At 70.0% G+C, this 22,389-nt stretch carries 23 protein-coding genes; 12 read left to right on the top strand and 11 right to left on the bottom strand.

Annotated features, from left to right (window positions below):
* The first annotated feature begins 65 nt into the window (after positions 1 to 65).
* Both FHS23_RS09770 and FHS23_RS09765 read left to right on the top strand, forming a co-directional pair.
* Complete coding sequence (locus FHS23_RS09770) at positions 66 to 968, top strand: AAA family ATPase (protein ID WP_221219397.1); 903 nt, start codon at positions 66 to 68, stop codon at positions 966 to 968.
* Positions 965 to 2,425 (top strand): VWA domain-containing protein, encoded by a 1,461-nt coding sequence (locus tag FHS23_RS09765; protein ID WP_183652005.1) that lies wholly within the window; start codon positions 965 to 967, stop codon positions 2,423 to 2,425. Before FHS23_RS09770 ends, FHS23_RS09765 begins: the two co-directional genes overlap by 4 nt.
* Positions 2,426 to 2,440: 15 nt before the next feature.
* On the opposite strand, the gene FHS23_RS09760 is transcribed toward FHS23_RS09765, so the two are convergent.
* Positions 2,441 to 3,331, bottom strand: coding sequence for an arylamine N-acetyltransferase family protein (locus FHS23_RS09760; protein WP_183652002.1), 891 nt, complete (start codon positions 3,329 to 3,331; stop codon positions 2,441 to 2,443).
* 300 nt (positions 3,332 to 3,631) lie between these two features.
* On the opposite strand from FHS23_RS09760, the gene FHS23_RS09755 reads away from it, so the two are divergent.
* Both FHS23_RS09755 and FHS23_RS09750 read left to right on the top strand, forming a co-directional pair.
* The gene (locus tag FHS23_RS09755) at positions 3,632 to 6,184 is read left to right on the top strand and encodes an MFS transporter (RefSeq protein ID WP_183651999.1); all 2,553 of its coding nucleotides are present in this window, start codon (positions 3,632 to 3,634) and stop codon (positions 6,182 to 6,184) included.
* Between the two features lie 81 nt (positions 6,185 to 6,265).
* Positions 6,266 to 6,712, top strand: coding sequence for a cupin domain-containing protein (locus FHS23_RS09750; protein WP_183651997.1), 447 nt, complete (start codon positions 6,266 to 6,268; stop codon positions 6,710 to 6,712).
* 47 nt (positions 6,713 to 6,759) lie between these two features.
* Here FHS23_RS09750 and FHS23_RS09745 read toward each other — a convergent pair whose 3' ends face one another.
* Positions 6,760 to 7,311, bottom strand: a complete 552-nt coding sequence (locus FHS23_RS09745; RefSeq protein WP_183651994.1) for an endonuclease/exonuclease/phosphatase family protein — start codon at positions 7,309 to 7,311, stop codon at positions 6,760 to 6,762.
* Between the two features lie 241 nt (positions 7,312 to 7,552).
* Here FHS23_RS09745 and FHS23_RS09740 point away from each other — a divergent pair, with 241 nt between their 5' ends.
* Positions 7,553 to 8,314 (top strand): SGNH/GDSL hydrolase family protein, encoded by a 762-nt coding sequence (locus FHS23_RS09740; protein ID WP_183651990.1) that lies wholly within the window; start codon positions 7,553 to 7,555, stop codon positions 8,312 to 8,314.
* 173 nt (positions 8,315 to 8,487) lie between these two features.
* Here FHS23_RS09740 and FHS23_RS09735 read toward each other — a convergent pair whose 3' ends face one another.
* Positions 8,488 to 8,721 (bottom strand): hypothetical protein, encoded by a 234-nt coding sequence (locus FHS23_RS09735; RefSeq protein WP_183651987.1) that lies wholly within the window; start codon positions 8,719 to 8,721, stop codon positions 8,488 to 8,490.
* A gap of 470 nt (positions 8,722 to 9,191) precedes the next feature.
* Here FHS23_RS09735 and FHS23_RS09730 point away from each other — a divergent pair, with 470 nt between their 5' ends.
* The 4 genes from FHS23_RS09730 to FHS23_RS09715 all read left to right on the top strand — a co-directional run bounded on the left by FHS23_RS09730 (position 9,192) and on the right by FHS23_RS09715 (position 13,100).
* Positions 9,192 to 9,395 carry a cold-shock protein gene (locus FHS23_RS09730; RefSeq protein ID WP_183651984.1) on the top strand — a complete coding sequence of 68 codons (204 nt, stop codon included), beginning with the start codon at positions 9,192 to 9,194 and terminating at the stop codon, positions 9,393 to 9,395.
* Positions 9,396 to 9,735: 340 nt separating this feature from the next.
* Positions 9,736 to 10,107, top strand: a complete 372-nt coding sequence (locus FHS23_RS09725) for an STAS domain-containing protein (RefSeq protein ID WP_183651981.1) — start codon at positions 9,736 to 9,738, stop codon at positions 10,105 to 10,107.
* 486 nt (positions 10,108 to 10,593) lie between these two features.
* Complete coding sequence (locus tag FHS23_RS09720) at positions 10,594 to 11,739, top strand: coiled-coil domain-containing protein (protein ID WP_183651978.1); 1,146 nt, start codon at positions 10,594 to 10,596, stop codon at positions 11,737 to 11,739.
* 74 nt (positions 11,740 to 11,813) lie between these two features.
* Entirely contained in the window at positions 11,814 to 13,100 is a 1,287-nt protein-coding gene (locus FHS23_RS09715) for an MFS transporter (RefSeq protein ID WP_183651976.1), read from the top strand.
* A gap of 60 nt (positions 13,101 to 13,160) precedes the next feature.
* Here FHS23_RS09715 and folE read toward each other — a convergent pair whose 3' ends face one another.
* The 3 genes from folE to FHS23_RS09700 are packed head-to-tail and all read right to left on the bottom strand — an operon-like array spanning position 13,161 to position 14,811.
* Positions 13,161 to 13,763, bottom strand: a complete 603-nt coding sequence (folE, locus tag FHS23_RS09710; protein WP_183653713.1) for a GTP cyclohydrolase I FolE — start codon at positions 13,761 to 13,763, stop codon at positions 13,161 to 13,163.
* A 56-nt stretch (positions 13,764 to 13,819) separates the two neighbouring features.
* Positions 13,820 to 14,230, bottom strand: a complete 411-nt coding sequence (locus FHS23_RS09705; protein ID WP_183651973.1) for a hypothetical protein — start codon at positions 14,228 to 14,230, stop codon at positions 13,820 to 13,822.
* A 47-nt stretch (positions 14,231 to 14,277) separates the two neighbouring features.
* Positions 14,278 to 14,811: a DUF2231 domain-containing protein gene (locus FHS23_RS09700; RefSeq protein WP_183651970.1), complete on the bottom strand. Its 534-nt coding sequence runs from the start codon at positions 14,809 to 14,811 to the stop codon at positions 14,278 to 14,280.
* A gap of 127 nt (positions 14,812 to 14,938) precedes the next feature.
* Between FHS23_RS09700 and FHS23_RS09695 the strand changes: the two genes are divergently transcribed.
* Positions 14,939 to 15,649 carry a helix-turn-helix transcriptional regulator gene (locus FHS23_RS09695; RefSeq protein WP_343053792.1) on the top strand — a complete coding sequence of 237 codons (711 nt, stop codon included), beginning with the start codon at positions 14,939 to 14,941 and terminating at the stop codon, positions 15,647 to 15,649.
* 168 nt (positions 15,650 to 15,817) lie between these two features.
* Here the strand turns inward: FHS23_RS09695 and FHS23_RS09690 are convergent, their stop codons facing one another.
* Positions 15,818 to 17,158 (bottom strand): tyrosine-type recombinase/integrase, encoded by a 1,341-nt coding sequence (locus FHS23_RS09690; RefSeq protein WP_183651967.1) that lies wholly within the window; start codon positions 17,156 to 17,158, stop codon positions 15,818 to 15,820.
* Between the two features lie 166 nt (positions 17,159 to 17,324).
* On the opposite strand from FHS23_RS09690, the gene FHS23_RS09685 reads away from it, so the two are divergent.
* Complete coding sequence (locus FHS23_RS09685; protein ID WP_183651964.1) at positions 17,325 to 18,170, top strand: MBL fold metallo-hydrolase; 846 nt, start codon at positions 17,325 to 17,327, stop codon at positions 18,168 to 18,170.
* 154 nt (positions 18,171 to 18,324) lie between these two features.
* Here FHS23_RS09685 and FHS23_RS09680 read toward each other — a convergent pair whose 3' ends face one another.
* Positions 18,325 to 18,927, bottom strand: coding sequence for a TetR family transcriptional regulator (locus tag FHS23_RS09680; protein WP_183651961.1), 603 nt, complete (start codon positions 18,925 to 18,927; stop codon positions 18,325 to 18,327).
* An 88-nt stretch (positions 18,928 to 19,015) separates the two neighbouring features.
* Between FHS23_RS09680 and FHS23_RS09675 the strand changes: the two genes are divergently transcribed.
* Positions 19,016 to 19,474, top strand: a complete 459-nt coding sequence (locus tag FHS23_RS09675) for a nuclear transport factor 2 family protein (RefSeq protein WP_183651958.1) — start codon at positions 19,016 to 19,018, stop codon at positions 19,472 to 19,474.
* Positions 19,475 to 19,660: 186 nt separating this feature from the next.
* Here FHS23_RS09675 and FHS23_RS09670 read toward each other — a convergent pair whose 3' ends face one another.
* The 3 genes from FHS23_RS09670 to FHS23_RS09660 all read right to left on the bottom strand — a co-directional run bounded on the left by FHS23_RS09670 (position 19,661) and on the right by FHS23_RS09660 (position 22,289).
* Positions 19,661 to 21,061, bottom strand: a complete 1,401-nt coding sequence (locus FHS23_RS09670) for an SPFH domain-containing protein (RefSeq protein WP_246382025.1) — start codon at positions 21,059 to 21,061, stop codon at positions 19,661 to 19,663.
* A 140-nt stretch (positions 21,062 to 21,201) separates the two neighbouring features.
* Complete coding sequence (locus FHS23_RS09665) at positions 21,202 to 21,804, bottom strand: SPFH domain-containing protein (protein WP_183651952.1); 603 nt, start codon at positions 21,802 to 21,804, stop codon at positions 21,202 to 21,204.
* Between the two features lie 53 nt (positions 21,805 to 21,857).
* Positions 21,858 to 22,289, bottom strand: a complete 432-nt coding sequence (locus tag FHS23_RS09660) for an NfeD family protein (protein ID WP_183651949.1) — start codon at positions 22,287 to 22,289, stop codon at positions 21,858 to 21,860.
* Between the last annotated feature and the right edge of the window lie 100 nt (positions 22,290 to 22,389).

The following is a 22,389-nucleotide window of genomic DNA, read 5'->3' as shown; positions in this document are numbered from 1 at the left end:
CGTCCCCGTCGGGGTCGGCCGAGCAGGCGCCGCAGTTCGCATCGGTCGACGAGGTCGTCGAACGGCTGGCAGGAGCCGGCTACCTCGCGTCGAACGCCGTGGCGACCACGGTGTTCCTCGCCGACCGGCTCGGCAAGCCACTGCTGGTCGAAGGTCCGGCCGGTGTCGGAAAGACCGAACTCGCCCGGGCCATGGCGGCCGGAACCGACAGTGAACTGATCCGGCTGCAGTGCTACGAGGGCATCGACGAGTCCCGCGCGCTCTACGAGTGGAACCACGCCAGCCAGCTGCTGCGGATCACCGCGGCCAAGGACGAGAGCTGGGATGCCACCCGCGAGCACGTGTTCAGCGAGGAGTTCCTGCTCTCGCGCCCGCTGCTGACGGCGATCCGCAACGAGGACCCGACGGTGCTGCTGATCGACGAGGTCGACAAGGCGGACGTCGAGGTCGAAGGCCTGCTGTTGGAGGTACTGGGCGACTTCCAGGTCACGGTCCCCGAGCTGGGCACGATCACGGCGACGCGGCGGCCCCTGGTCGTGCTGACCTCGAACGCCACGCGGGAGTTGTCGGAGGCGCTGAAACGCCGCTGCCTGTTCCTGCACCTGGATTTCCCGCCCGCCGACCTGGAACGCGACATCGTCACGCTGCGCGTGCCGCAACTGGACGACGAGCTGGCCGCCTCGCTGGTGCGGGTCGTCGGCGCGCTGCGGGAGCTGGAACTGCGCAAGTCGCCGTCGATCGCCGAATCGGTGGACTGGGCACGCACGCTGCTCGCTCTCGGCGCGGAGACTCTCGACGAGGAGACCGTGCGCGCGACCCTCGGGGTGATCCTCAAGTACGAGACCGACCAGCGGAAGGCACTGTCCGAGCTGCGACTCGATCACATGCTCTCCTCCACGGACACCGCCGGCAGCTCCGCCGCGGCACGATCCGCGAACCCGGCACCGTCCGGCAGCTCCGTGTCATGACGCCGCACGCGGTGGCCAGCAGGCTCGTGGAATTCGCGCACGCGCTGCGCGAGCACGGCGTCGCGGTCGGCACCGGGGAGACGGTCGACGCCGCCGCGGCCGCCGAGGCCGTCGGGTTCGCCGATCGGGAGCGGCTCCGGGAGGCCCTCGCCGCGAGCGTGCTGCGGGGTTCGGCGCAGCGGCCGGTGTTCGACGGCGTCTTCGACCTCTACTTTCCCGCCGCGCACGGCACCTCGGAGACCGCTTCCGACGATCCGGAGACACCCGCGCAGCTGCGCGATCGGCTCCTCGACGCGCTCGTGGCGGGCGACGACGCCCGGGTGCGTGCGCTGGCCGCCACGGGGATCGACCTGTTCGGCGGCTACGGCGCCGTCGCGGGCGGTGGGCAAGGCCAGGGAGGTCACGGTGGTGAGGGTGCGCAGGGCGGTACGGGACAGGCCGGTGGGAACGGGAGTCCGGCGGCGCGGCTGAGCGGCTGGTCGGCGTATCAGGCGTTGTCCGAGGTGCGCCCCCAGGCGTTACGGGCGCGGTTGCGGACCGCGATTCGCGACGCCAGAACCGACGGGCTCGACGGCGAGGCCGCGGAGGCACTCGCGGACAGGGAGGCCGCCGCGGGGATCGCGTCGTTCACCGAGCACGTGCGGGCCGAGGCGCGCAGGCGCACGGCCGAGCTCCGCGGGCGCGACCGCATCGCACGGCACGCCGTGGCTCCGCAGACCGAGCTCGTGTCGTTCACGAGCGCGACCGCGGAGCAGTTCGCCGAGATGCGCCGCGCGGTGCAGCCGCTGTCCCGCAAACTGGCCACGCGGCTGGCGGCCCGACGCAGGCGCGCGGCACGGGGACGGATCGATCTGCGCCGTACCGTGCGCCGGTCGCTGGCGACCGGCGGTGTACCGATGCGACCGGTCATGCGCCGCAGACGTCCCGGTAGACCCGAGCTGGTGCTGCTGTGCGACATGTCCGGCTCGGTCGCCGGGTTCGCCCAGTTCACGCTCCTGCTGACGCAGGCGCTGAGTGATCAGTTCTCGAAGGTCCGCAGCTTCGCGTTCGTCTCGCGGACCGACGAGATCACCGACCTGGTGCGGGCGGGCCGGGACGAGCCCGAGAACCTGGCCGAGCGCATCGTCGCCGAGGCGAACCTGACGACGATCGGCATGAGCAGCGACTACGACGGGGCGCTGCAGACGTTCACCGACGGCTGGGGCGATGTGCTCGGTCCCCGCACCAGCGTGCTCGTCCTCGGCGACGGCCGCACCAACGGCGCTCCCCCGAACCTCGCCGCGCTGCGCGGGATCGCAGGGCGCGCCCGGCACGTCTACTGGCTCAACCCGGAACGCGAGTCGTCGTGGGGCACCGGTGACTCCGAGGCGCACCGGTACGCCCGGGAGGTGCCGATGTTCGAATGCCGCACGATCCGGCAGTTGTCCCGGCTCGTGACCCGGTTGCTGCCCGAATGACCCCGGCGTGGCCGGTCAGCCTGCCGCCTTCATCGTCTCCAGCAAGGTGGCCGTCTCGCCGTCCGTGAGCTCGATGCCGAGGCCGCGCAACCGGGCCGGCACGTCGTCGTGGTGCAGGTCCGTCGCGTCTTTACTGCCGTCAGGGCGTTCGACGACCAGCTTGCCGCCGAGGATCTCGGTGACCGCCCCGGGTTCGAGGCGCATCGCGATCAGGCCCCGCGTGAACGGGGACTTCGGGTGCGTGGCGACGTAGTGGTTGAAGACCTCGTAGTCGATCGGCCGCTGCGGCCGTTCGTCGAAGGCGTACTGCGGTTCCCACTCCCCGGCCGTCGACTTCTCGAGCGTCCACCCGTCGTCGCCGCGCACGATCCGGGTGGGCCACCCCGCCTGGTCCACGACGACTCCGTCCTCGAGCGGCATGGGACGTAGCACGCTCGCTCCGAAACCGACATCGGCGAGATACCGGGCTCCGTTGAGGCTGACGACGAGGTTCATGTGGGACTTCGGGCCGTTGCGGTGCGGTTGCACCCGGGCCGTGAGGCGCGTGACGTCGTAGCCGAGGCGTTCCAGCGCGGCGGCGAACAGCAGGCCGTGTTCGTAGCAGTAGCCGCCGCGGTGACGGTCGACGAGTTTCGCCTGGATGTCGGCGAGGTCGAGCGATGGCGGTCTGCCGGAGAACGGGTCGACGTTCTCGAACGGGATGGTCCGTACGTGTGCCTCGTGCAGCGCGGTGAGCGCTTCGGGCGACGGCGATACCGGGCGGCGGCCGATGCGCGCGAGGTAGGCGTCGAGGTCGAGGGCCCCGATCCCCCAGTCATCGGCGGGCGGCGACGCGGGCGCGGCCTGGGCGGGCGGCGACGAGGTGGAAGCGGTCGCGGTGGAAGCGGACGTGGGTTGCGCTGTCATGGCTGCAGCCTCACACCTCGACCACAGTGGAGGTCAACACGGCGCGCCGGTGGCGATGTCGCCGGGTGCGGAGGGGTGAGTTGCCCCACGTCGCGCCGGGAAATCGCGCACGAACCTCGCAAACCGGGCCACTCGATCGGACTAGGCGGCGACCTCGGCCGGAATATGTAGTTGCAGCAATCAAGTTATTTGTTATGTTGAGTCAACCGACTCACGACTGTCGTCGTCACGACTCTGTCCTTACTCAGGGGGTTCACCACGTCCGCGCACGCCCAGACCGTCGAGGATCCCGACGCCACGATGTCCAAGCGCGAGATCATGCAGGCCTTCATCGGCCTGCTGCTCGCGCTGCTCGTCGCGATCCTCTCGTCGACGATCGTTTCCAACGCCCTGCCCCGCATCATCGCCGACCTCGACGGCACCCAGAGCCAGTACACCTGGGTGATCACCGCGATGCTGCTCACCTCGACGGCCACCACGCCGATCTGGGGGAAGCTCGCCGACCTGTTCAGCAAGAAGCTGCTGTACCAGCTCGCCATCGTGATCTTCACCGTCGGCTCGGTCCTCGGCGGCTTCGCCGAGTCGATGCCGGAACTGATCACCTACCGCGCCATCCAGGGCATCGGCATGGGCGGCCTGCAGGCACTGGTCCAGGCCGTCATCGCCGCGATGATCTCCCCGCGTGACCGCGGCCGCTACTCGGGCTACATCGGCGCGACCTTCGCCGTCGCCACGGTGTCCGGCCCGTTGCTGGGTGGCATCATCGTCGACTCCCCGCTCGGGTGGCGCTGGTGCTTCTGGGTCACCGTGCCCGTCGCGGTGCTCGCGCTGATCGTGCTCGGCAAGACGCTCAAGCTGCCCGTGATCAAGCGACACGTGAAAATCGACTGGCTGGGCGCGACACTCATCGTCGGCGGCGTGGCCCTGGTGCTGATCTGGGTGTCGCTCGCGGGCAAGGAATTCGACTGGTGGTCGCCCACGACGGCCGCGTTCCTCGGCGGAGCAGCCGTCGCACTGGCGCTGGCCGTGTTCGTCGAGTCGAAGGTCTCCGAACCGGTCGTGCCACTCAAGTTGTTCCGCAACCGCTCCTTCTCGCTCACCGTGATCGGGACGCTCGCGGTCGGCACGGCCATGTTCGGCGGCGCGGTCTTCCTGGCGCAGTACTACCAGATCGCGCGCGGCTACTCGCCCACCGAAGCCGGCCTGATGACCATGCCGATGGTGCTCGGCCTCTTCCTGTCCTCGACCATCGCGGGCCAGGTCGTGTCCCGCATCGGCAGGACGAAGCCGTTCCTGGTGGCGGGCGCGTTCATCCTCGTCGTCGCCCTGAGCCTGCTCGGCACGATCGACAGCGAGATCAACCTGGTCCAGATGGGCGTCTACCTGGCGCTGATGGGCATCGGCACCGGCTGCCTCATGCAGAACCTGGTGCTGGTCGCACAGAACACGGTCGGCATGCGGGACGTCGGGTCCAGCACCGCCGTGGTCACGTTCTTCCGCACGCTCGGCGGCTCCGCGGGCGTGTCCGCGCTGGGTGCGGTGCTCGCGCACAACGTCTCCGAGTACATCGCCGAAGCGGCCGCCGCACGGGGCATGCCGATGAGTGGCGGCGCCACCGGCGCGTCCGGCGGCAGCACCCTCGACGTCGAGGCGATGCCCGCACCCGTGCAGGCGATCGTGCGGTCGGCCTACGGCGACGCCATCGGCGACGTGTTCCTCATCGGCGCCGCCGTCGCCGTGGTCACGTTCCTCGCGGTGGTGTTCATCAAGGAGACGCCGCTCCGCAGCACGCTCGACCTGGCGGACGAGGAGGCCGAGGACACGGCCGGGGCCGGTGAGGCGGAAACCCCCGCCGACGCCGAACTGCCGGCCGCCGCGACGGCGGGTCCGGCCGGTGCGGACACGGCACCTGTCCCCGCCGCGCGGTCGGCGTACGAGGTGCCCTCCTCACGACTCGCGGCCGCCGCGTTCGCTGCACGCAACGGTGCCACCGCCGATCGGTCCGCCACGGTGTACGGCGTCGTCACGGCCGCGGGCGAACCCGCGTCCGGCGTCACGCTCACACTGACCGACGCGTCGGGTGCGCAGGTCGATCTGACGCGCAGCGCCGAGGACGGCACGTTCCGCGTCGGCGCGCGGGAACCGGGCCGGTACATCCTCATCGCCGCCGCCGAACACCTGCAGCCCTCGGCACAGTCGGTCGAGCTCGGGACGAGTCCGCTGCACCGCGACATCGCGCTGACCGGCTCCGGCCAGATCAGCGGGCGCGTCCGGACACCGCAGTCGCGGCCCGTGGGCGGGGCGACGGTCGTACTGACCGACACCGGCGGCGACGTGCTCGACGCGAGTATGACCGGCGGTGACGGCTGGTACCGGTTCCCCGACGTGGCGGGCGGCACCTACACGCTGGCCGTCACGGCGCAGGGCTACCGGCCGCAGGCCACGCCTGTCCGGCTGGCCACCGGCGAGCGGGTCACGCAGGACGTCGAGCTCAGCGCGGCCGGGCACCTCGAAGGCACCGTGCGTTCGGAACTCAGCGGCACGGCCGTCGCCGAGGCCCGCGTGGTGCTGCTCGACGAGGTCGGCGGCGTCGCCGGGGTGACCATGACCGCCTCCGACGGCACCTACCGGTTCGACGACGTCGAGCACGGTCATTACACGGTCATCGCCAGCGGCTACGGACCCGCCACGGCGACCGTTCAGGTGGGCGTCGAAGAGGGCAGGCAGGATTTCGACCTCGGCTACTCCACCGAGAGCGGCGGCCCGTCGCCCGCGCCGAGCGGCTTCCGGCCGCGGCGCGCCGTGGTCCGCGGTGACGGCGCCGCCGAGGACTCGGACACCCCGCAGGGCTGAGGCCCGGGACGGGGAACGTCGGGGCGGGAGGCTTTCGCGGCCGTCCCGCCCCGACGTGTGTGCGGGCTAGACTCCGCGGCCATGTCGACCCCGCAACGGCCGCCGCTCGCCGCGGCCCTCGACCTCGAACCACATCCCGAAGGCGGGTGGTTCCGGCAGACCTGGGTCGCCGGCCACACGTTCCGGCCGGAGGGCTATCCCGGCGACCGCTCCGCGGCGACCGGCATCCACTACCTGCTCGCTCCGGGGGAGGAATCGGCGTGGCACCGCGTCCGCAGTGACGAGCTGTGGCTCTGGCACCGCGGCGGTCCGCTGACCCTGCAACTCGGCGGCTCCGGTGGCGAGCCCGACACCGCGCCGCAGACCTCCACGCTCGGCCCCGCGGTCGAGGACGGCCAGCACCTCCAGGTACTCGTGCCCGCGGGCGTGTGGCAGACCGCGCGGCCCGCCGACGACACCGAGGTGCTCGTGTCGTGCATCGTCTCCCCCGGCTTCGACTTCGAGGACTTCGAACTGCTGCCCCACTGAGGCCCCTGCGCCGCGTCACCGGTGCGACAGCGGTGTTTCGACCGCGGTTACAGCCGGGCCCGCATCGTGTAGGCGTGGTGGTCCGAACCCCACCTCGGGCGCTGCAACGCCTTGGAGTGCTGCACGTTCGTCGGCGCGTACATATGGTCGAGCCGCACGCCCGGCACGCCCTTGATCGGCGTGTACTTCAGCGGCGAGGGCATCGGCAGCGCCCTCCGCCGGTTGAAATCACCCACCACGAAGAGCCGAGCGTTCGGGTGGTTCGAGTGCAGCGCCCGCACCTTGCCGCGCAGCGTGCGCATGTGCGTGTACCAGCGCTCCCACCGCTCCGGGTGTGTGGACCACGCACCGGAGATCAGGTGCGTGGTCACCACGATGACCTTCTTGTTCGTGCCGCGCAGTTTCAGCTTGACCCACGTCACGAACCGGGCGGGTGTGACACCCGCTTCGCCCGGGTGCGTCCGCGTGTAGCCCGAGGCGAGCTTCGTGAACCGGTGGCTGCGCCACGAGATGGGCACCGCGGCCGCAGCCGGCGGAGCGAGAGTCGCTCCGAAGATCGCACTCAGCGCCACGACGCCGAGTTTCACTCGTCGTCTCATGATGACGAAACCCCCCAGGTTTCCTACTCGGCCACGAGGTGACCGTCGGTTGTCTCGCGGCCTTCGTGTCACTGTTCGGTTGTGGCGGTGGGGGCGTCGCGCGAGACGGCCCCACCCGTCCGCGGCTACGACGCGGAGGCGGACACTACGGTTGCATCGGGCACCGGGAACCTGCGGCGGTAGGCCGCTTCTCGTCCGGTGCGTGCCCGGTCACAGGTGCCCGCTGACTAGAGTCGGGATCATGTTCGAGCGGTTCGTCGCACTGGGAGATTCGTTCACCGAAGGGGTCGGTGACGACGACCCCGATTATCCGAACGGCGTCCGCGGGTGGGCCGATCTCGTCGCCGAGTCGCTCGCCGCGGCGAACCCGGCCCTCGGTTACGCGAACCTGGCGGTGCGCGGCCGGTTGCTCCACCAGGTCGTCGCCGAACAGCTCGATCCCGCACTGGCGCTGCACCCGGACCTGGTGACGCTCTACGCTGGAGGCAACGACCTGATGCGGCCCCGGCCCGACATCGACGGTCTGGCCGAGATCTACGACGAGGCGATCGGCAAGCTCGCCGCCACCGGTGCGACGGTCGTGCTGTTCACCGGCGTCGACGGCGTGGCCGATCCGGTGTTCCGGAAGATGCGGGGCCGCACGGCGGTCTACAACGAGCACGTCCGGCTCATCGCGGCACGCCACCGTGCTCTCGTCGTGGACATGTGGGCGATGCGCGTCCTGCGGGACCGTCGCATGTGGTCCGACGACCGCATCCACCTCGGCCCCGACGGCCATCGGACGGTCGCCACGGCCGTGCTCGACACCCTCGGAGCCGGCCACACCCTGCGGCCGGTCGACCTGCCCATCCCTGCCGACGCTCCGGCACAGCGGCGCAGCGAGAACCTCCGATGGCTGCGCACCCACGTCGTGCCTTGGATTCACCGGCGCCTGACCGGAACCTCGTCCGGCGACGGCGTCACCCCGAAACGCCCGATCCCGGAGCGCGTGACGCCCCGCTGAGGTCCGGTCCGTTCGTGGGGCGACGGTGTGTCAGCGCGCCCGCGCGTAGACGCTTCCCAGGCTTTCGTTCTTATTCGTACTCCGGGCTTGCGACCGTGTCCGCAATGTGTTGCAGGACGAGTCGTCCGCCGTAGGACCAGCCGACGAATACCGCCGGTAGCACGACCTCGGTGTCAGCGGTTCCCGGGCAGTAGCCGGTTGCCACCGTATTTCTTGTGGACGGCCTGTTTGGACACCCCGAGGGCCCCTGCGATATCCGTCCAGAGCACGCCCTGAACGCGGGCTCGCCGAACAGCCACCGCTTCCCTCCGATCGAGCTCGCGGCGCAGCTCGGCCGCTGCTCGCAGCGCGGCCAACGGATCGGGGCCATCGGCGCCTGCGGCGAGTGCGGTCAACGTCTCATCCATGGAGTCAACCTACGTTGACCCGAGGGCAGGGTCAACCCAGGTTGACCCTGCCCTCGGGTCAACGTAGGTTGACGCCAGGCTCGGTTCGGCGCCGGCGCCCCGCGCTGTTGCACGACGCAGGCCACGCCTTCGACGAGCCGGGCATGCTCGACGTTCTGCTCAACGCCACCGACAGGTTCGCAGCCGCCTGACCAGCCGCATCGGCGCGAGCAACTCGACGGTTCGGACGCCGCGGCGTTGGCCGAGGGTGTTCGCCGGGGCACATCGGGTGCCGGCGGCATCCGAAGCGTGTAGTGTGGGCGGTGGTCGTAGTTTTCTGGGTTCGTGTTTTGTGCATGCTCGCAGGATGTTGATGCGGGCGAGCTTCTTTCTTTGGTTGTAGCTGGAGTAAGCCGCCGTCTGAGATCGCCGGCCCGGGCCTCCACACGGTGTGGTGCGTCCGTATATCCCAGCTCCCGAAGGAGACAGTCATGATCAACGGAACCGTGAAGTGGTTCAACTCGGAAAAGGGCTTCGGCTTCATCGCCCCGGACGAGGGCGGGCCGGACGTGTTCGTGCACTACTCGGCCATCGACGCGGCCGGGTTCCGGACCCTCGAGGAGAACCAGCAGGTGACCTACGACGTCAGCCAGGGCCCTAAGGGTCCGCAGGCCGACGTCGTGCGCGTGGCCTGAGACTCCGCTGAGTTTCTCCCGGCCCGCACCTCGTGTGCGGGCCGGGAACCGCGGTCACCCGGCCCACCTCCCGCGCTCGCCACCATGCGGTGCGGTTGAGACGGGCCCAACCGATCCGATCCCACAGCACCCCGGCCGCCGTGACCACGCTGCCCACCACCGGGCGCGCAGAAGCGGCCGCCCGTAGCCTGCTGTCGTCCAGTCCTTCTTCCGGTTGAGCCGAGCGCATCCCCCACGGGCCGGCTCCCGGAACCTCGCCACTTCCTTTCCTGTGGCCTGCAGCCGCAACTCTCGACGTTGCGCCGGGCCACGGGATCCTTCGACGCGTATAGGAGCCCCGATGCGGGCCGACTACAACCTGATCACGACCCCCTCCGCTGTGTTCACAGTGGAGGGGGACCTCGCCGGTTCGAGCACCGCCCTGCTGGCCGAGCGGCTCTGGCCGCATGTGTTGAGCGGGCCACCGGAAACCGTGGTGGACCTGGCCCCGGCCACGACCATCGATACCGCCGGGCTCGATCTCCTGATCGCCGTACACACGTACGCGACCCACCGGCACATTCCCTTCGACGTCGTCAACGCGGCGCCCCACCTGCACGCCATGCTGCAAGCGACCGGCGTCAGCGCACTCCCGGCGGCCCACTCCCGCTCCGAGTTCGCCCTCACCACGAGCCCGCCACCGCAGTCGGACACTGCGATGGCGATGGCCTGATGCGGTCCGGTCGCCACAGGTCCGGTCGCCACATCACGAGCACGTGGCGGCCCGATACCGGCGCGCACCTCATCGGCGCCGGCTGACGCTCCGCGGGCACCGGCCAGACCCGCGGGCGCTCCGTGTGCGCGGCCACCGACATCGGGGCACCACGCCGCACGCGTCCCGCGATGTCGAGGCCGAAGGACCGCTCCACCTCCGTTCGGGACACCTCCGGCGACCGCCCGTAGGACTCGGGCTCTGTGCCCCCGTGTCGCACGGCTTCAGACGGCCTCGGTCCGCGGATGTCGCTCTCCCGCCCCGCGGGAAGCCCTCCTGCGTGGGGATAAACGCGACTCATCACCGCCTGCAAGGCCCTCCATCGAGCCGCCGCGAACCCTCCGATACCTCGGCTACAAAATATATCTTCTGTAGCGGTCCATGATTATAGTTAGTGCAACCAGAACCCGTGTTAAGGCATAGATAACTCTGAACTAGGGTGGCTGCATGAGCGCGGAAAGTGTGACGGTGCACGTGACGGACCCACAGGCGGCGCAGTGCGGCTTCCGGCATTGCAGACGGCCCCTCCCGCCGCCGGGCCCGCGTGGGGGGCGGCCTTACGAGTTCTGCCCGGACCGCCGGTGGCCGGGCGACAAGACGTGCAAGCAACTCGCGGCCGCCGAACACGCGCTCCGCACCGCGCTCGGCGACACCGATCCCCCGACGGCCTTGCGCGACGCGACCGACATGTTCGCCGAAGCCGCCGGACGGATCCTCGAACCACTGCAAGCACTCGGCGGCGCACTCGACGACGTCACGGCACGCATGCAGGACGAACTGACAGCCGCAGCGGCCCGGGCCGACGAGGCGGAGGCCGCCGCCGAGCGGGCCCGAAGCGCACAGGTCGACGCGGAGGAACGGGCGGCCGAATCCGACCGACTCCGGGAGGCGGCCATCGCCGAGGCCGACCGGGCAACGGCCGACGCGGACGCGGCCCAGGACACCGCACAGCAGGCCACGGCGACCGCCGAAGCCGCCGCGCTCGCGCAGGCGCGCGCCGAGGCCACGGCGGAAGCGACCGCCGAGCGGGCCCGCACGGCCGAGGACCAGAACAAGGTCGCCCGTGCTCGGGTCGACGAACTCACCGAACGCCTCGATGAGTTGCGACGGCAGCTGGCCGAACGCACCGGGGAACGCGACACCGCGCAGGCCACGCTCGACGAACACCGCGCACGGAGCCGTGACCTGGAACAGAGCCTCACCGAACGGCTGACGACCGCCACCGCCCAGCTCGACGACACCCGCGCCTCGCTGCGTGAGACCACGCAGCGAGAACAGGACCTCGCGCAGCGATTCGACGACGCCGTAGCCGCACGGCAGCAGGCCGAGCAGAGCCTCGCCGCCGTGCGAGCCGAACTGGCCGGCGTGCAGGCGGAGTTGGGGGACGTCCGCGGCGACGCGGAACGCCAGCAGAACCGGGCGACCGAAGCCGACCGGCACCGCGTGGCCCTCGACGGCGTGCTCCGACGCGTGCACACCGCGGTGCTGGAATCCCCCGACGACCCGGCCGGCCTCCGCGAACGCGTGTTGCTGGAGCTTCTCTCCCGCAACACGCATCCTGACGACGCACCACCGGACGGAGCCGAATCCTGACCCGCGCCGGACAGCAAGGTCGGACGGCATGCTTCACCGCCGCCTGATCCACCACTTCTTCCGAAGGGAGCGGGATGACCCCTGCGACCGCGGCTGCGCTGCACCCTGCCCAACGGCGCATCCTCGCCGTACTCGTAGCTGCGCAGATCCTCAGCGGTGCGGGGCTGGCTGCGGGCATCACGGTCGGGGCGCTGCTGGCCGAAGACATGCTCGACACCACCGGCCTGTCCGGACTACCCATTGCCCTGTTCACCGCGGGGTCGGCGCTGGCTGCAGCCCTGATCGGACGGACTTCCCAACGTCGGGGACGCCGCACGGGCCTTGCCGCAGGCTACGTAGTCGGGGCACTCGGAGCCGTCGGCGTCGTGGTCGCCGCCACCGTCGACAGTGTCGCCCTGCTCTTCGTCGCACTACTCCTCTACGGATCGGGCACCGCCGCCAATCTGCAAGCCCGCTACTCCGGCGCCGACCTGGCGACACCTGCGCACCGTGCTCGCGCCCTCAGCACCGTGCTGGTGGCCACGACACTCGGGGCCGTCGTCGGTCCCAACCTGGTCACGCCCCTGGGCACACTGGCGCAGACCTGGAACATCCCACCGTTGGCCGGGCCCTTTCTACTGGCTGCGATCGCCTACGGCGCCGCCGGCGCGGTGCTGTGGTCGTTGCTGCGTCCAGACCCACTACTCACGGCGCGTGCTCTGGCGGACTCCGTCCCCGACGGCCTCCCGGGACCGGACGTCGCGGCCACCGACCACCGCGGTGACCGGCGCCGCGTTCTGCTCGGCGCCGCGGTGATGGTCCTGGCTCAACTCGTCATGGTCGCGATCATGACCATGACCCCGATCCACATGCAGCACCACGGTCACTCGGTCGGCGCGGCCGGCGTCGTCATCGCCGTCCACGTCGCCGCGATGTATCTGCCGTCGCCGTTGAGCGGTTTCCTCGTCGACCGCTACGGCCGGATTCCGGTCGCGGGCGCATCAGGGCTGACCCTGCTGGCGGCGGGGACACTGGCCGCCTTCGCGCCGCCGCAGTCGGTCGCACTACTGGCCGTTGCACTCGGCCTGTTGGGGTTGGGATGGAGCTTCGGACTCGTCAGCGGCACCGCGATCATCATCGACAACACGCCGCCTGCCACCCGCGCCAGAACACAGGGGCTGGTCGACGTCGCCATCGCCGTCTCAGGAGCCGGCGGCGGACTGGCCTCCGGAATGATCGTGGCCACCGGCAGCTACACCCTGCTGTCCCTGGCCGGGGGTGTGCTCGCCGTGATGCTCCTTCCGATGATCATGCTGACCTCGCGCGTCCGCAGCGCCCCGCGAGCCGCGGATCCGACCACGTCGGCGCCTCCCGAGCACTGACCGGCACGCGCCGCCGCTACCCCACTGGCCCGGGACGGAGGTTGCTGACGCGGCGTGCACTCAGGCGCCGTTGACGCCGGTCAGCGCGAAGAACTCGTGGCGCGCACGGGCGTCGGCGCGCAGCGTGCCGAGCAGCGTGGAGGTCACGGTGTGGGCACCGGTGGCCTGGACTCCGCGCAGGGTCATGCAGGTGTGTTCGGCTTCGATGACCACTCCGACGCCCTTGGGCTGCAGGTGTTCTCCCAGCCAGTCGGCGACCTGCTTGGTCAGGCGTTCCTGAACCTGGGGCCGGCAGGCGAAGTGCTCGACGATCCGGGCCAGTTTGGAAAGCCCCAGGATGCGCTGACCGGGCAGGTAGCCGACGTGGGCCACTCCCGTGAACGGCAGCAGGTGGTGTTCGCAGACCGAGCGCACCGGAATTGCCCTGGCCAACACGAGCTCGTCGTAGCCCTCCTCGTTGGGGAAGGTCGTCAGGTCGAACGGGCGTGGGGTGAACAGCTCGGCGTAGGCGCGGGCCATCCTGCCGGGGGTTCCGGACAGGCTCTCGGAGTCGGTGGATATCCCCAAGGCTCGTAACAATTCGCCTGCGGCGCGCTCGGCCGCCTCGAGGTCGATGCCGGTGTCGGGCTCGTGCACGACGCGCAGTGCGGCGCCAGGGGTCATGGGCAGGTCCTCGTCCATCGACAGTGCGGCAGGGGTGGGTGGCTTGGTGGTGGGCATCAGAACCCGAGGGCGGCCAACAACGCCAGTACGACCGTCGCCACGGCGAAGATCCCGTGGCCGGCGACCACACCGACCGGGAAGTGTTTCTCGGCCACGTCCTGCCCGCCCGTGGCGCCGGCGGCCGCCCTGGCGCGGTAGACGGGGATCCACCGGAACAGCATCAGGAATCCCAGCAGCGCCACCGGTAGCAGCAGGACGAAACCGGTCCAGGCGATCGCGTGGTTGTCGGTGAACACGTAGATGATCCACACGATCAGGCCGATCGCGGCCAGCGCGAAGTGCCCGACGATCACCGCAGGGGGCAGGTGGCTGTTCTTCTTCGGGCCGCCTTTGGCCACCCAGGTGCCGAGCATGACGAATCCGCCGATGGCGGTGATCAACCACGTGATCAAGGCTGCGAGTGCCATGGGAGGTGTCTCCTGTCGTGATGGTGACGATGGTGGTCGCACCGGGGTCAGCGGCCGGACGGATCGTCGCGGGTGGTGTATCCGGTGGCCTGGGTCTTCTCGTCGGCGACCCGGACGCCGTAGCGGTAGGCCAGCTTGCCGCCGAGGTAGCCCGCCACCGCCAGCACGATCACGCCCGCCACCGAGAGCGTGAGCATCGCGGCCGGGACCGGGCCGGGCCGGCCGTAGTCGGCCTGGCGCCACACGAAGTTGACGGCGTAGGCGGCGGTGACCGTGAGGTTCAGCGCCATGTGCAGCAACCCGAGTCGAAACGCCGGGGTGCCGGTGGGGATGGCGAACAGATCGAGCACCCCGACCAGGGCCGCGGCGACGGCACCGAGCACGCCGAGTCCGATCAGCCAGACCGATCCCTGTGCCAGGAAGCCGGGGTCGACCACGAGCCACGAGGCCACGTCGAACACCAGGCTGGCCACCCACGCTCCGATCGGCACGGTGACCAGGATCGGATGAAACGGATGCCCGTACGGGCCGGCCAGCGCCGCGCTCACCGGGTGCTTGGCCTGTTGTCGCGGACCGTCCACAGCGCCTCCCTTTTCACCAATGGACGTTAGTTTTATTCGAGCCGAGAAGCAAGCACGCGGTGGTGACAGCACGGTCGAAGTCGTTTCGGTGCACTCGCATTAGCGGAACCCGCGCTACGGTGGCGGGGTGGACGCACGCTGCGACAACCCCGGACTTCCCATCGCGACCGTGGCCGCCCTGGACGACGAGCTCCGGCGCGGGATGTACGAGTTCATCCGCCATGCCCAGCGGCCGGTCACCCGCGACGACGCGGCGGCCGCGGTCGGAATCTCTCGCAAGCTCGCCGCCTTCCACCTCGACAAGCTGGTCGACGCCGGCCTGCTGACCGCCCGGTTCGAAGCGGTCGGCGGCATCCGCAAGGTCGGGAGGACCCCGAAGGTCTACGAACCGGCCGACGTCGACATCCGCGTCACCATCCCGCCCCGCCAGCACGACCTGCTCGCCGACATCCTGCTTCAGGCTGTGCTCACCGAGGGTGAAGGAGAAACCGCCCACCACGCCGCCCTGCGCACGGCCCGCGAACGCGGCCACCGACTCGGCACCACCGAACGGGAGCGGCTTCGTCCCGGCAAACTCGGCGTCGAACGTGCACTCACCCACGCCGAGACCGTGCTGGCCCGGTACGGATTCGAACCCTCCCGTCAGTCACCGGAGTGCGTGCGGCTGCTCAACTGCCCCTTCCACCCACTGGTCGCGCAATCCCCGGACCTGGTTTGCGGCATCAACCATGCCTTCCTCGAGGGGTTCCTCACCGGGCTGCACGCCTCCGCCGTCGAGGCGACCCTCGCCCCCCGCACCGGCGAATGCTGCGTACAGCTGCACCACGCCACCCAGTAGCTCTGCCCGCAGCCGCACCGGCGGGAAACCGGCGGCTCACCGCCTCGAGGTGGTCCCACCGCGTTTGACCACGACGTGGCCGCAGTTCACACCGCGCAGAGCAACTCAGGCGGGAACGCGGGAGTGTCAAGCGTGGCTACGAGGTGCCTGCGGTGGCCTTGACGCGCACTACTCGGGCTCCTCGTCGGCGGCGTACCACGTCCCCGCCACGAGATCGACTGCGCTGCGCTCGGGATCCGGCGCGGCGTGGTCGTAGACCTTGCGGGTGGTGTCGATACTGCTGTGCCCGACGTCGCCTTGCACGTGGGCGAGGTCCGCGCCCGCCTCGACGGCGGTGGTGACGTAGAAGTGCCGCAGCGCGTGCGGGTGCATCGCGTCGGCCACCTCGGCGAGTTCCGGCCCGGCCGACGCGGCGACGCGGCGCAGCAGTTGCCAGATCGCCTGCCGCTGGAAACGCCGTCCCGTGCGGGTACGCAGCAACGGCCGTTCGTCGACGGTTCCGGTGCGGTCGCGTTGCAGCGCCGCCCCCTTCGACGTCCGGTCTTTCGAGGCCGTGTTCTGCGAGGTCGCGGCATCCCGGACACGGAGCCGGTACTCGGTCAGCGCGGCCTCGGCGGGCTCGCTGAGGTACACGATGCGCGCCTTGCCGCCCTTGCCGTGCACCCGCAGTGCCCGTCGCCCCCGCGTGACGTGGAGGTCGGACTCATCGAGCCCGCACAGCTCGCTCACGCGCAGGCCGAGGGTGAACAGCGCGACGACCGCGGCGGCACGGGCGGTATCCACCGGACCCGCTCCCCTGCGCGGCGCCGCGGCCGCGGTGTGGAGCGCACGTACCTGCCGCCCGGTCAGCGTGATCGTGGCCGAGGTGCTCGTCGTCGCCGTCGTGAGGCCGAGTCGCCGTCTGCTCAGCGCCGCCGGATTCCCCGTGACGAGGCCCTCCTCGGCGAGGTAGGCGTACAGGGTCTTGACTGTCGCGAGGAGGCGATCGCGTGTGGACGGTGCGGCACCTGCGGTGGCCACGGCCTCGAGCCACGCCTTCACGTCGCGGCTGGTGACCCGCAGCGGGTCGAGTCCCCGTGCGGCGCACCAGCGGAACCAGTGGACCGCCCGTAACCGGCCACGCGGTGCCGGTGGCGGACGTCGAGCCGCTCCGTCGGCACTCGCGCCCGGTGGGCTCAGCTGGAGCGCCGACGCGTAGGCCGCGACCGCGTCGCGCCAGTCCGTGCCGGGCAACCGGCCGCCGTGGACGAACCCGGTCTGCGGCTCGCCGTCCGGTGTGGACACGTGTGAGGCCGCGGAGGCGGTGATGGTCCGGACCCATTCCTCGACGTCGGCGCTCGTGCCGGGCAGTCCCAACCCCTCGGCGTAGGTCCGGCGGGTCTGGACGTTGCCGTACCCGGTGAGCCAGTCCGCGATCCCCGACAGCAACGCGGCCGGGTCGGACGCCCCGGGCCACGGATCCGTCCCGGCCCACACCGACCGCGTGAGGGGAACCGGATGCTCGCTCATCGCGACCGACCGTAGCGCATCGCGGGCCCGTTACCGGACCGGCATCAGCCGTGGTCACGCGCTGCCCACCCGTGGACAGCAGGCCCACGGCGAGGTGTTTGACGGGCGACATGAACCGGGTAGTTCCCGCATTCATGGACCGAGCGCCGCACACAGGGGTTATGACATGAGCGCACCGTTGACATTGTCGGCAACCGAGCCCGGCGACTTCACCGCAGGCAGTGTCTACTTCATCGGCAATGCCACAACGCTCATTCGCTACGGCGGATTCACGATCCTGACTGACCCCACGTTCCTGCACGCCGGCGACCACGTGCACCTCGGCCACGGCATGTACGCGCGGCGCGAAGTCGAGCCCGCCTGCCAGATTGACGACCTGCCACCGCTGGACTTCATCGTGCTCTCGCACCACCACGGCGACCATTTCGACGATGTCGCCGCCGAGCAGCTGAACAAGGACGTACCCATCATCACCACCGAACACGCCGTGGGGCTGCTGTCCGAGCAGGGCTTCACCCAGGGGCACGCGCTGGACACCTGGCAGTCCCACACCGTGGCCAAGGGCGAGGACGAAGTGCGGGTCACCGCGATGCCGGCCAAGCACGACCCCGATCCGGTGGCGGGCATGCTGCCGCCGACCATGGGCAGTGTTCTGGACTTCAGCCGCGGCGAGAACCGGTCCTTCCGGCTCTACATCAGCGGCGACACACTGTTGCACGACCGGCTGTACGACATCCCGCAGCGCTACCCCGACATCGATCTGGCGTTGGTGCACGCCGGTGGCACCACCCTGCTCGGCACCGTGGTCACCATGACCGGCGAACAGGCCGTACGGGCTGTGGAAATCGTCGATCCGCGCACTGCGGTGCCCATCCACTACAACGACTACTCGGTCTTTCAATCCGGACTGGACGACATCAAGCAGGCCGCGGCCTCATCGTCGACCGCAGCGGAGTTCCACTACCTCGACCACGGCGAGACCTATCACTTCCACCCCAGTGACGGCGGGTAGACCGTCCGGGGCAGCGGTTCCGTCAAAAGATTCCTCAGTGATCCCTCGGTGATCCTCAGGGAGGCGAGCCCGGGCGGTCGAAGGGATGTCCATGGCCGGGCGAGCAGCGGTGGCGCGTCCCGGCCGTGGCCGAGCGCTGTCGTGTCTGCCCGACCTATTCGCCGGGCGGCGCGGACAGGTCCGGCGTCGTCGTGCTGAGATGCGCGTTGAGCAGCCCGCGTGCGGCGGCTTTGCCCTGTTCGGCGGGACAGTGGTGGGTTTGCCGCATGGCGGCAGCGACGATTGCGCCCTCGACCAGGAGCAGGAGCTGGTCGGCCAGCGCCTCGGCGTCCTCGGCGTCGGCCTCGACAGCAAGCGCGCGAAGCTGCGCACGCAAGGCGCACTTGTGCGCCCGGGCCAAGCCGGCCACAGGTGTTGACACGGCCCCGAGTTCACCGAAGGCGTTGATGAACGCACACCCGCGGAAATCCGATGTATCGAACCATGCCGCGAGGAAGTCGAACACCGCAAGCAGGCGACGCTCCGGACTGCGGTGGCGATCGATGTGCTCGGCCAGTGCCTGATGCCAACGCTGGTCCCGCCTGCGCAGATACGCGTCCACCAGGTCCTCTTTGGACGCGAAGCACTGGTAGAGCCGCTTGAGTGAGACGCCCGAAGCCTGCCGGATCTCGGCCATACCCACCGCCTGGATGCCCCGCCCGTAGAACAGCTGCTCGGCCGCGTCCAGGATCCGGTCGTGAGCCTCCTGCCGATCCACGCGACACCTCGCCCTCGACAGGAGAATGAACGTTCTCTAGGCTAGCAGCCATCCGGAGAACGATCATTCTCGACCTGAGTGAGGAGCCATGACGGCACGACCCCCGTTCCCGCCGTTCACGGAGCAGACCGCCGTGGAGAAGGTGCAGGCGGCCGAGGACGCGTGGAACACCCGGGATCCCGAACGCGTGGCACTCGCTTACACCGAGGACTCGGTGTGGCGCAATCGCGACGAGTTCGTCACCGGCCGCGCCGAGATCATCGACCTGTTGCGGCGCAAGTGGGACCGCGAGCTCGACTACGCACTGCGCAAGGAACTGTGGGGATTCCGCGGCAACCGCATCGCGGTGCGGTATCAGTACGAGTGCCGTGACACCCATGGCCAGTGGTGGCGAAGCTACGGCAACGAGTTGTGGGAGTTCACCGACGACGGCCTGATGAACCGGCGGGAATCCAGCATCAACGATGTGCCCATCAACGAGGGCGACCGACGCATCTTCGGTTCCCGGCCAGCACATGAGCGGGGTGCACTGCTTCCGTTGCACTGAGGAGTAGAGACAGGCGGGCGTTGCCGTCCGCGATGGTCCTCGGCGAGGCCGTGTGCGCGTCCTCGAGGGCGATGTCGGACACGGCACGTGGCAGGTGCCGTGGAGCGTCGGTGCCGGGCCGGAACACGACGAAGGCCGGTTCCCACAGGTGACGTGGAAACCGGCCTTCGTCGTTCTCGCCTGCGCCTACTGCTGACGCGGCGGGCCGCCGAACGGCGGACCCTGCTGCGGCGGGTACTGCCCACCCTGCGGCGGCTGCGGCGGCGGGGTCGGACCGCCCTGAGGGGGCTGCGGCGGCGGGGTCGGACCGCCCTGAGGGGGCTGCTGCCCCTGGTTGCCCCCGTACGGTCCCGCGGGCGGTTGCTGCTGCTGCGGAGCCTGCTGCGGCGGGGTGGGCGGAGGCGTCGGCTGCGCAGGCGGGCCCGGAGGAAGCTCCGGGGCCTCGCCCTGCTCTTCCTCCTCCGCAGCGGTCTCCGGCTGCGTCGGCCCGGGAGCACCTCCGCCGAGCGCCTGCAGCGCCGCGGGCGGCGGCGTCGGGGCCTGCGGCGTACCGTGCAGCGGGCCGACCTCCTGGCGCGCGACCTTCTCGGCCTCCCGCACCGCTTCGGCCACGCTCGGGTCCGACTTGGTGTCGAACCAGGACGCGACCTCCTCGTCCTCCAGCGGCGGCATCTCCGTGTCGTCGTCCTTCGGCGGTTCGTACCGGAACACGCCGTCCTCGCCCGGAGCGCCGAGCTTGCGGGCGAAGCCTTCGAGGGCCTGGCCGTACTCGCTCGGAATCATCCAGACCTTGTTCGCGTCACCCTGCGCCATCTGCGGCAGGGTCTGCAGGTACTGGTAGGCCAGCACCTCCGGAGTCGGCTTGCCGGCCTTGATGGCCGCGAAGACCTTCTCGATGGCCTTGGCCTGCCCCTGTGCCTGGAGGTACCGGGCGGCACGTTCACCCTGGGCCCGCAGGATCCGGGACTGCCGCTCGGCTTCCGCGGACAGGATCGAGGCCTGCTTGGAGCCCTCGGCGGCGAGGATCTGGCTCTGCTTCTGCCCCTCGGCCGTCTTGATGGCCGATTCGCGTTCACCCTCGGCGGTCAGCACCATGGCGCGCTTCTCGCGGTCGGCGCGCATCTGCTTCTCCATCGAGTCCTGAATCGACGGTGGCGGGTCGATGGCCTTCAACTCGACCCGCGCGACGCGGATGCCCCAGCGGCCGGTCGCCTCGTCGAGGACGCCGCGCAGCTGCTGGTTGATCTGGTCACGCGAGGTCAGCGCGTCCTCAAGGCTCATGCCGCCGACGAGGTTGCGCAGCGTCGTCGTGGTCAGCTGCTCGACACCGACGATGTAGTTGGAGATCTCGTACACGGCGGCGCGGGAATCGGTGACCTGGAAGTACACGACCGTGTCGATCGAGACCGTCAGGTTGTCCTGCGTGATCACCGGCTGCGGCGGGAACGAGACGACCTGTTCACGCAGGTCGACCTTCGCGCGCACCTTGTCCAGGAACGGCACGAGGAAGTTCAGGCCGGGACCGGCCACCATCCGGAACCGTCCGAGCCGCTCGATCACGGCCGATTGCGATTGCGGCACCACCATCAGCGCCTTCGCGACCACGACGATCACGAGCAGCGCGATGACGGCGACAACAATCAGTCCTGTTGTCTCCACCTGATTTCTCTCCCCTTCACTGTGCGACCGGGCCGTGCGTGGCCACGTGTTCTCGCGTGGATTCCCGGTCAGGGCTTGTTCGATCCTCTGTGGATGTTCGTGTGGTGTTGCCCGTGGTGTGGACCGTGCGAGGACGGCGACGGTTCCATCGGCCTCACCTCCACCCGGCGGACGCGCACACCCCAGCGCATGGCGGTCCGGTCGGCCTCGTCCCGCACTCGGTTTCCGACGATGTCGGGTGCAGGCCCGTTGGACCCGTCCGTGCCCGCGAACTCGCGCAGGGCGAGCGTGACGACGCGCTCCACGCTCTCACCGACGCTGCGCTCGCGCCCGGACTCCGACTCGCGGTACAGGTCGCCGGGCCGGTCGTAGACCGACGCCCGGACATCGACCACCGCGAAGTAGGCCGTGATGCCGATCGACACCGACGTCCTGTCCGAGGTGACCACCGGCTGTGCGGGGATGTGCAGCACCTGCTCGCGCAGGTCGACGGTGGTCCGGACCTTGTCGAGGAAAGGAACGCGGAGGGTGAGCCCGGGCCCGGCCACGGCGTGGAAGCGGCCACCGCGTTCGATGACGGCCGCCTGCATGGGACGTACCGGGAGCACGGCCAGGACCGCGAACAGTGCCGCGACCGCCACCACGACGATCGTCACCACACTCGCGCTCACTGGCTGTCCCTCGCTCTCGGCTCACCCGCCCGTTGCCGGCCTGTGGCCGCTGGTCAGATCGCGGCGGACACGATGGCGGTCGCCCCTTTGATCTCGACGACCGTCACGTGTGCTCCCGCCTCGATGACGTCTCCTTCGGTCAGGGTGCGCGCGGACCAGGGTTCTCCTGCCAGCTTCACCTGACCGCCGTGCGAGTCCACGTCGGACATCGCAACGGCCTGACTTCCCACCAGCGCCTCGGCATTGGTCTTGATGCCGGGACCGGCCAGGAAACGGCGTTTCAGGGCGGGCCGGACGAGGCCCAGCATGCCGGTCGAGACGATCGCGAACACCGCGACGTCGATGTAGATGTTGCCGGTGATCGCTTCCGCGCCTGCCGCGGCGAGCGCTCCGGCACCGAGCATAAGCAGCACGAAGTCGCCCGACAGCACTTCGGCCACGATCAGGACGACGCCGATGATGAGCCAGATGAGTGCCGCTGTCATGCGCACATGCTCCCAGATCCGTTCGGGCGAGATGAACCGGATCACAGTACGTGACCGAGGTGTGACCTCGCTCAGGTTCGCGACGGCCGAGCGCTCACCC

Origin of the sequence: Prauserella isguenensis, from assembly GCF_014191605.1 — a bacterium.
GTDB classification, from domain to species: domain Bacteria; phylum Actinomycetota; class Actinomycetes; order Mycobacteriales; family Pseudonocardiaceae; genus Prauserella; species Prauserella isguenensis.
The sequence above is the reverse complement of the archived record's forward strand: the minus strand, read 5'-3'. Positions and strand labels throughout refer to the sequence as shown.

Bases quoted from the DNA above. Each gene is read 5' to 3' on its own strand.
- FHS23_RS09765 (WP_183652005.1), top strand. From the start codon at position 965: ATGACGCCGCACGCGGTGGCCAGCAGGCTCGTGGAATTCGCGCACGCG.
- FHS23_RS09760 (WP_183652002.1), bottom strand. From the start codon at position 3,331: ATGACAGCGCAACCCACGTCCGCTTCCACCGCGACCGCTTCCACCTCG.
- FHS23_RS09755 (WP_183651999.1), top strand. From the start codon at position 3,632: ATGTCCAAGCGCGAGATCATGCAGGCCTTCATCGGCCTGCTGCTCGCG.
- FHS23_RS09750 (WP_183651997.1), top strand. From the start codon at position 6,266: ATGTCGACCCCGCAACGGCCGCCGCTCGCCGCGGCCCTCGACCTCGAA.
- FHS23_RS09745 (WP_183651994.1), bottom strand. From the start codon at position 7,311: ATGAGACGACGAGTGAAACTCGGCGTCGTGGCGCTGAGTGCGATCTTC.
- FHS23_RS09740 (WP_183651990.1), top strand. From the start codon at position 7,553: ATGTTCGAGCGGTTCGTCGCACTGGGAGATTCGTTCACCGAAGGGGTC.
- FHS23_RS09735 (WP_183651987.1), bottom strand. From the start codon at position 8,721: ATGGATGAGACGTTGACCGCACTCGCCGCAGGCGCCGATGGCCCCGAT.
- FHS23_RS09730 (WP_183651984.1), top strand. From the start codon at position 9,192: ATGATCAACGGAACCGTGAAGTGGTTCAACTCGGAAAAGGGCTTCGGC.
- FHS23_RS09725 (WP_183651981.1), top strand. From the start codon at position 9,736: ATGCGGGCCGACTACAACCTGATCACGACCCCCTCCGCTGTGTTCACA.
- FHS23_RS09720 (WP_183651978.1), top strand. From the start codon at position 10,594: ATGAGCGCGGAAAGTGTGACGGTGCACGTGACGGACCCACAGGCGGCG.
- FHS23_RS09715 (WP_183651976.1), top strand. From the start codon at position 11,814: ATGACCCCTGCGACCGCGGCTGCGCTGCACCCTGCCCAACGGCGCATC.
- folE (WP_183653713.1), bottom strand. From the start codon at position 13,763: ATGACCCCTGGCGCCGCACTGCGCGTCGTGCACGAGCCCGACACCGGC.
- FHS23_RS09705 (WP_183651973.1), bottom strand. From the start codon at position 14,230: ATGGCACTCGCAGCCTTGATCACGTGGTTGATCACCGCCATCGGCGGA.
- FHS23_RS09690 (WP_183651967.1), bottom strand. From the start codon at position 17,158: ATGAGCGAGCATCCGGTTCCCCTCACGCGGTCGGTGTGGGCCGGGACG.
- FHS23_RS09685 (WP_183651964.1), top strand. From the start codon at position 17,325: ATGAGCGCACCGTTGACATTGTCGGCAACCGAGCCCGGCGACTTCACC.
- FHS23_RS09675 (WP_183651958.1), top strand. From the start codon at position 19,016: ATGACGGCACGACCCCCGTTCCCGCCGTTCACGGAGCAGACCGCCGTG.
- FHS23_RS09670 (WP_246382025.1), bottom strand. From the start codon at position 21,061: ATGGTGGTGCCGCAATCGCAATCGGCCGTGATCGAGCGGCTCGGACGG.
- FHS23_RS09660 (WP_183651949.1), bottom strand. From the start codon at position 22,289: ATGACAGCGGCACTCATCTGGCTCATCATCGGCGTCGTCCTGATCGTG.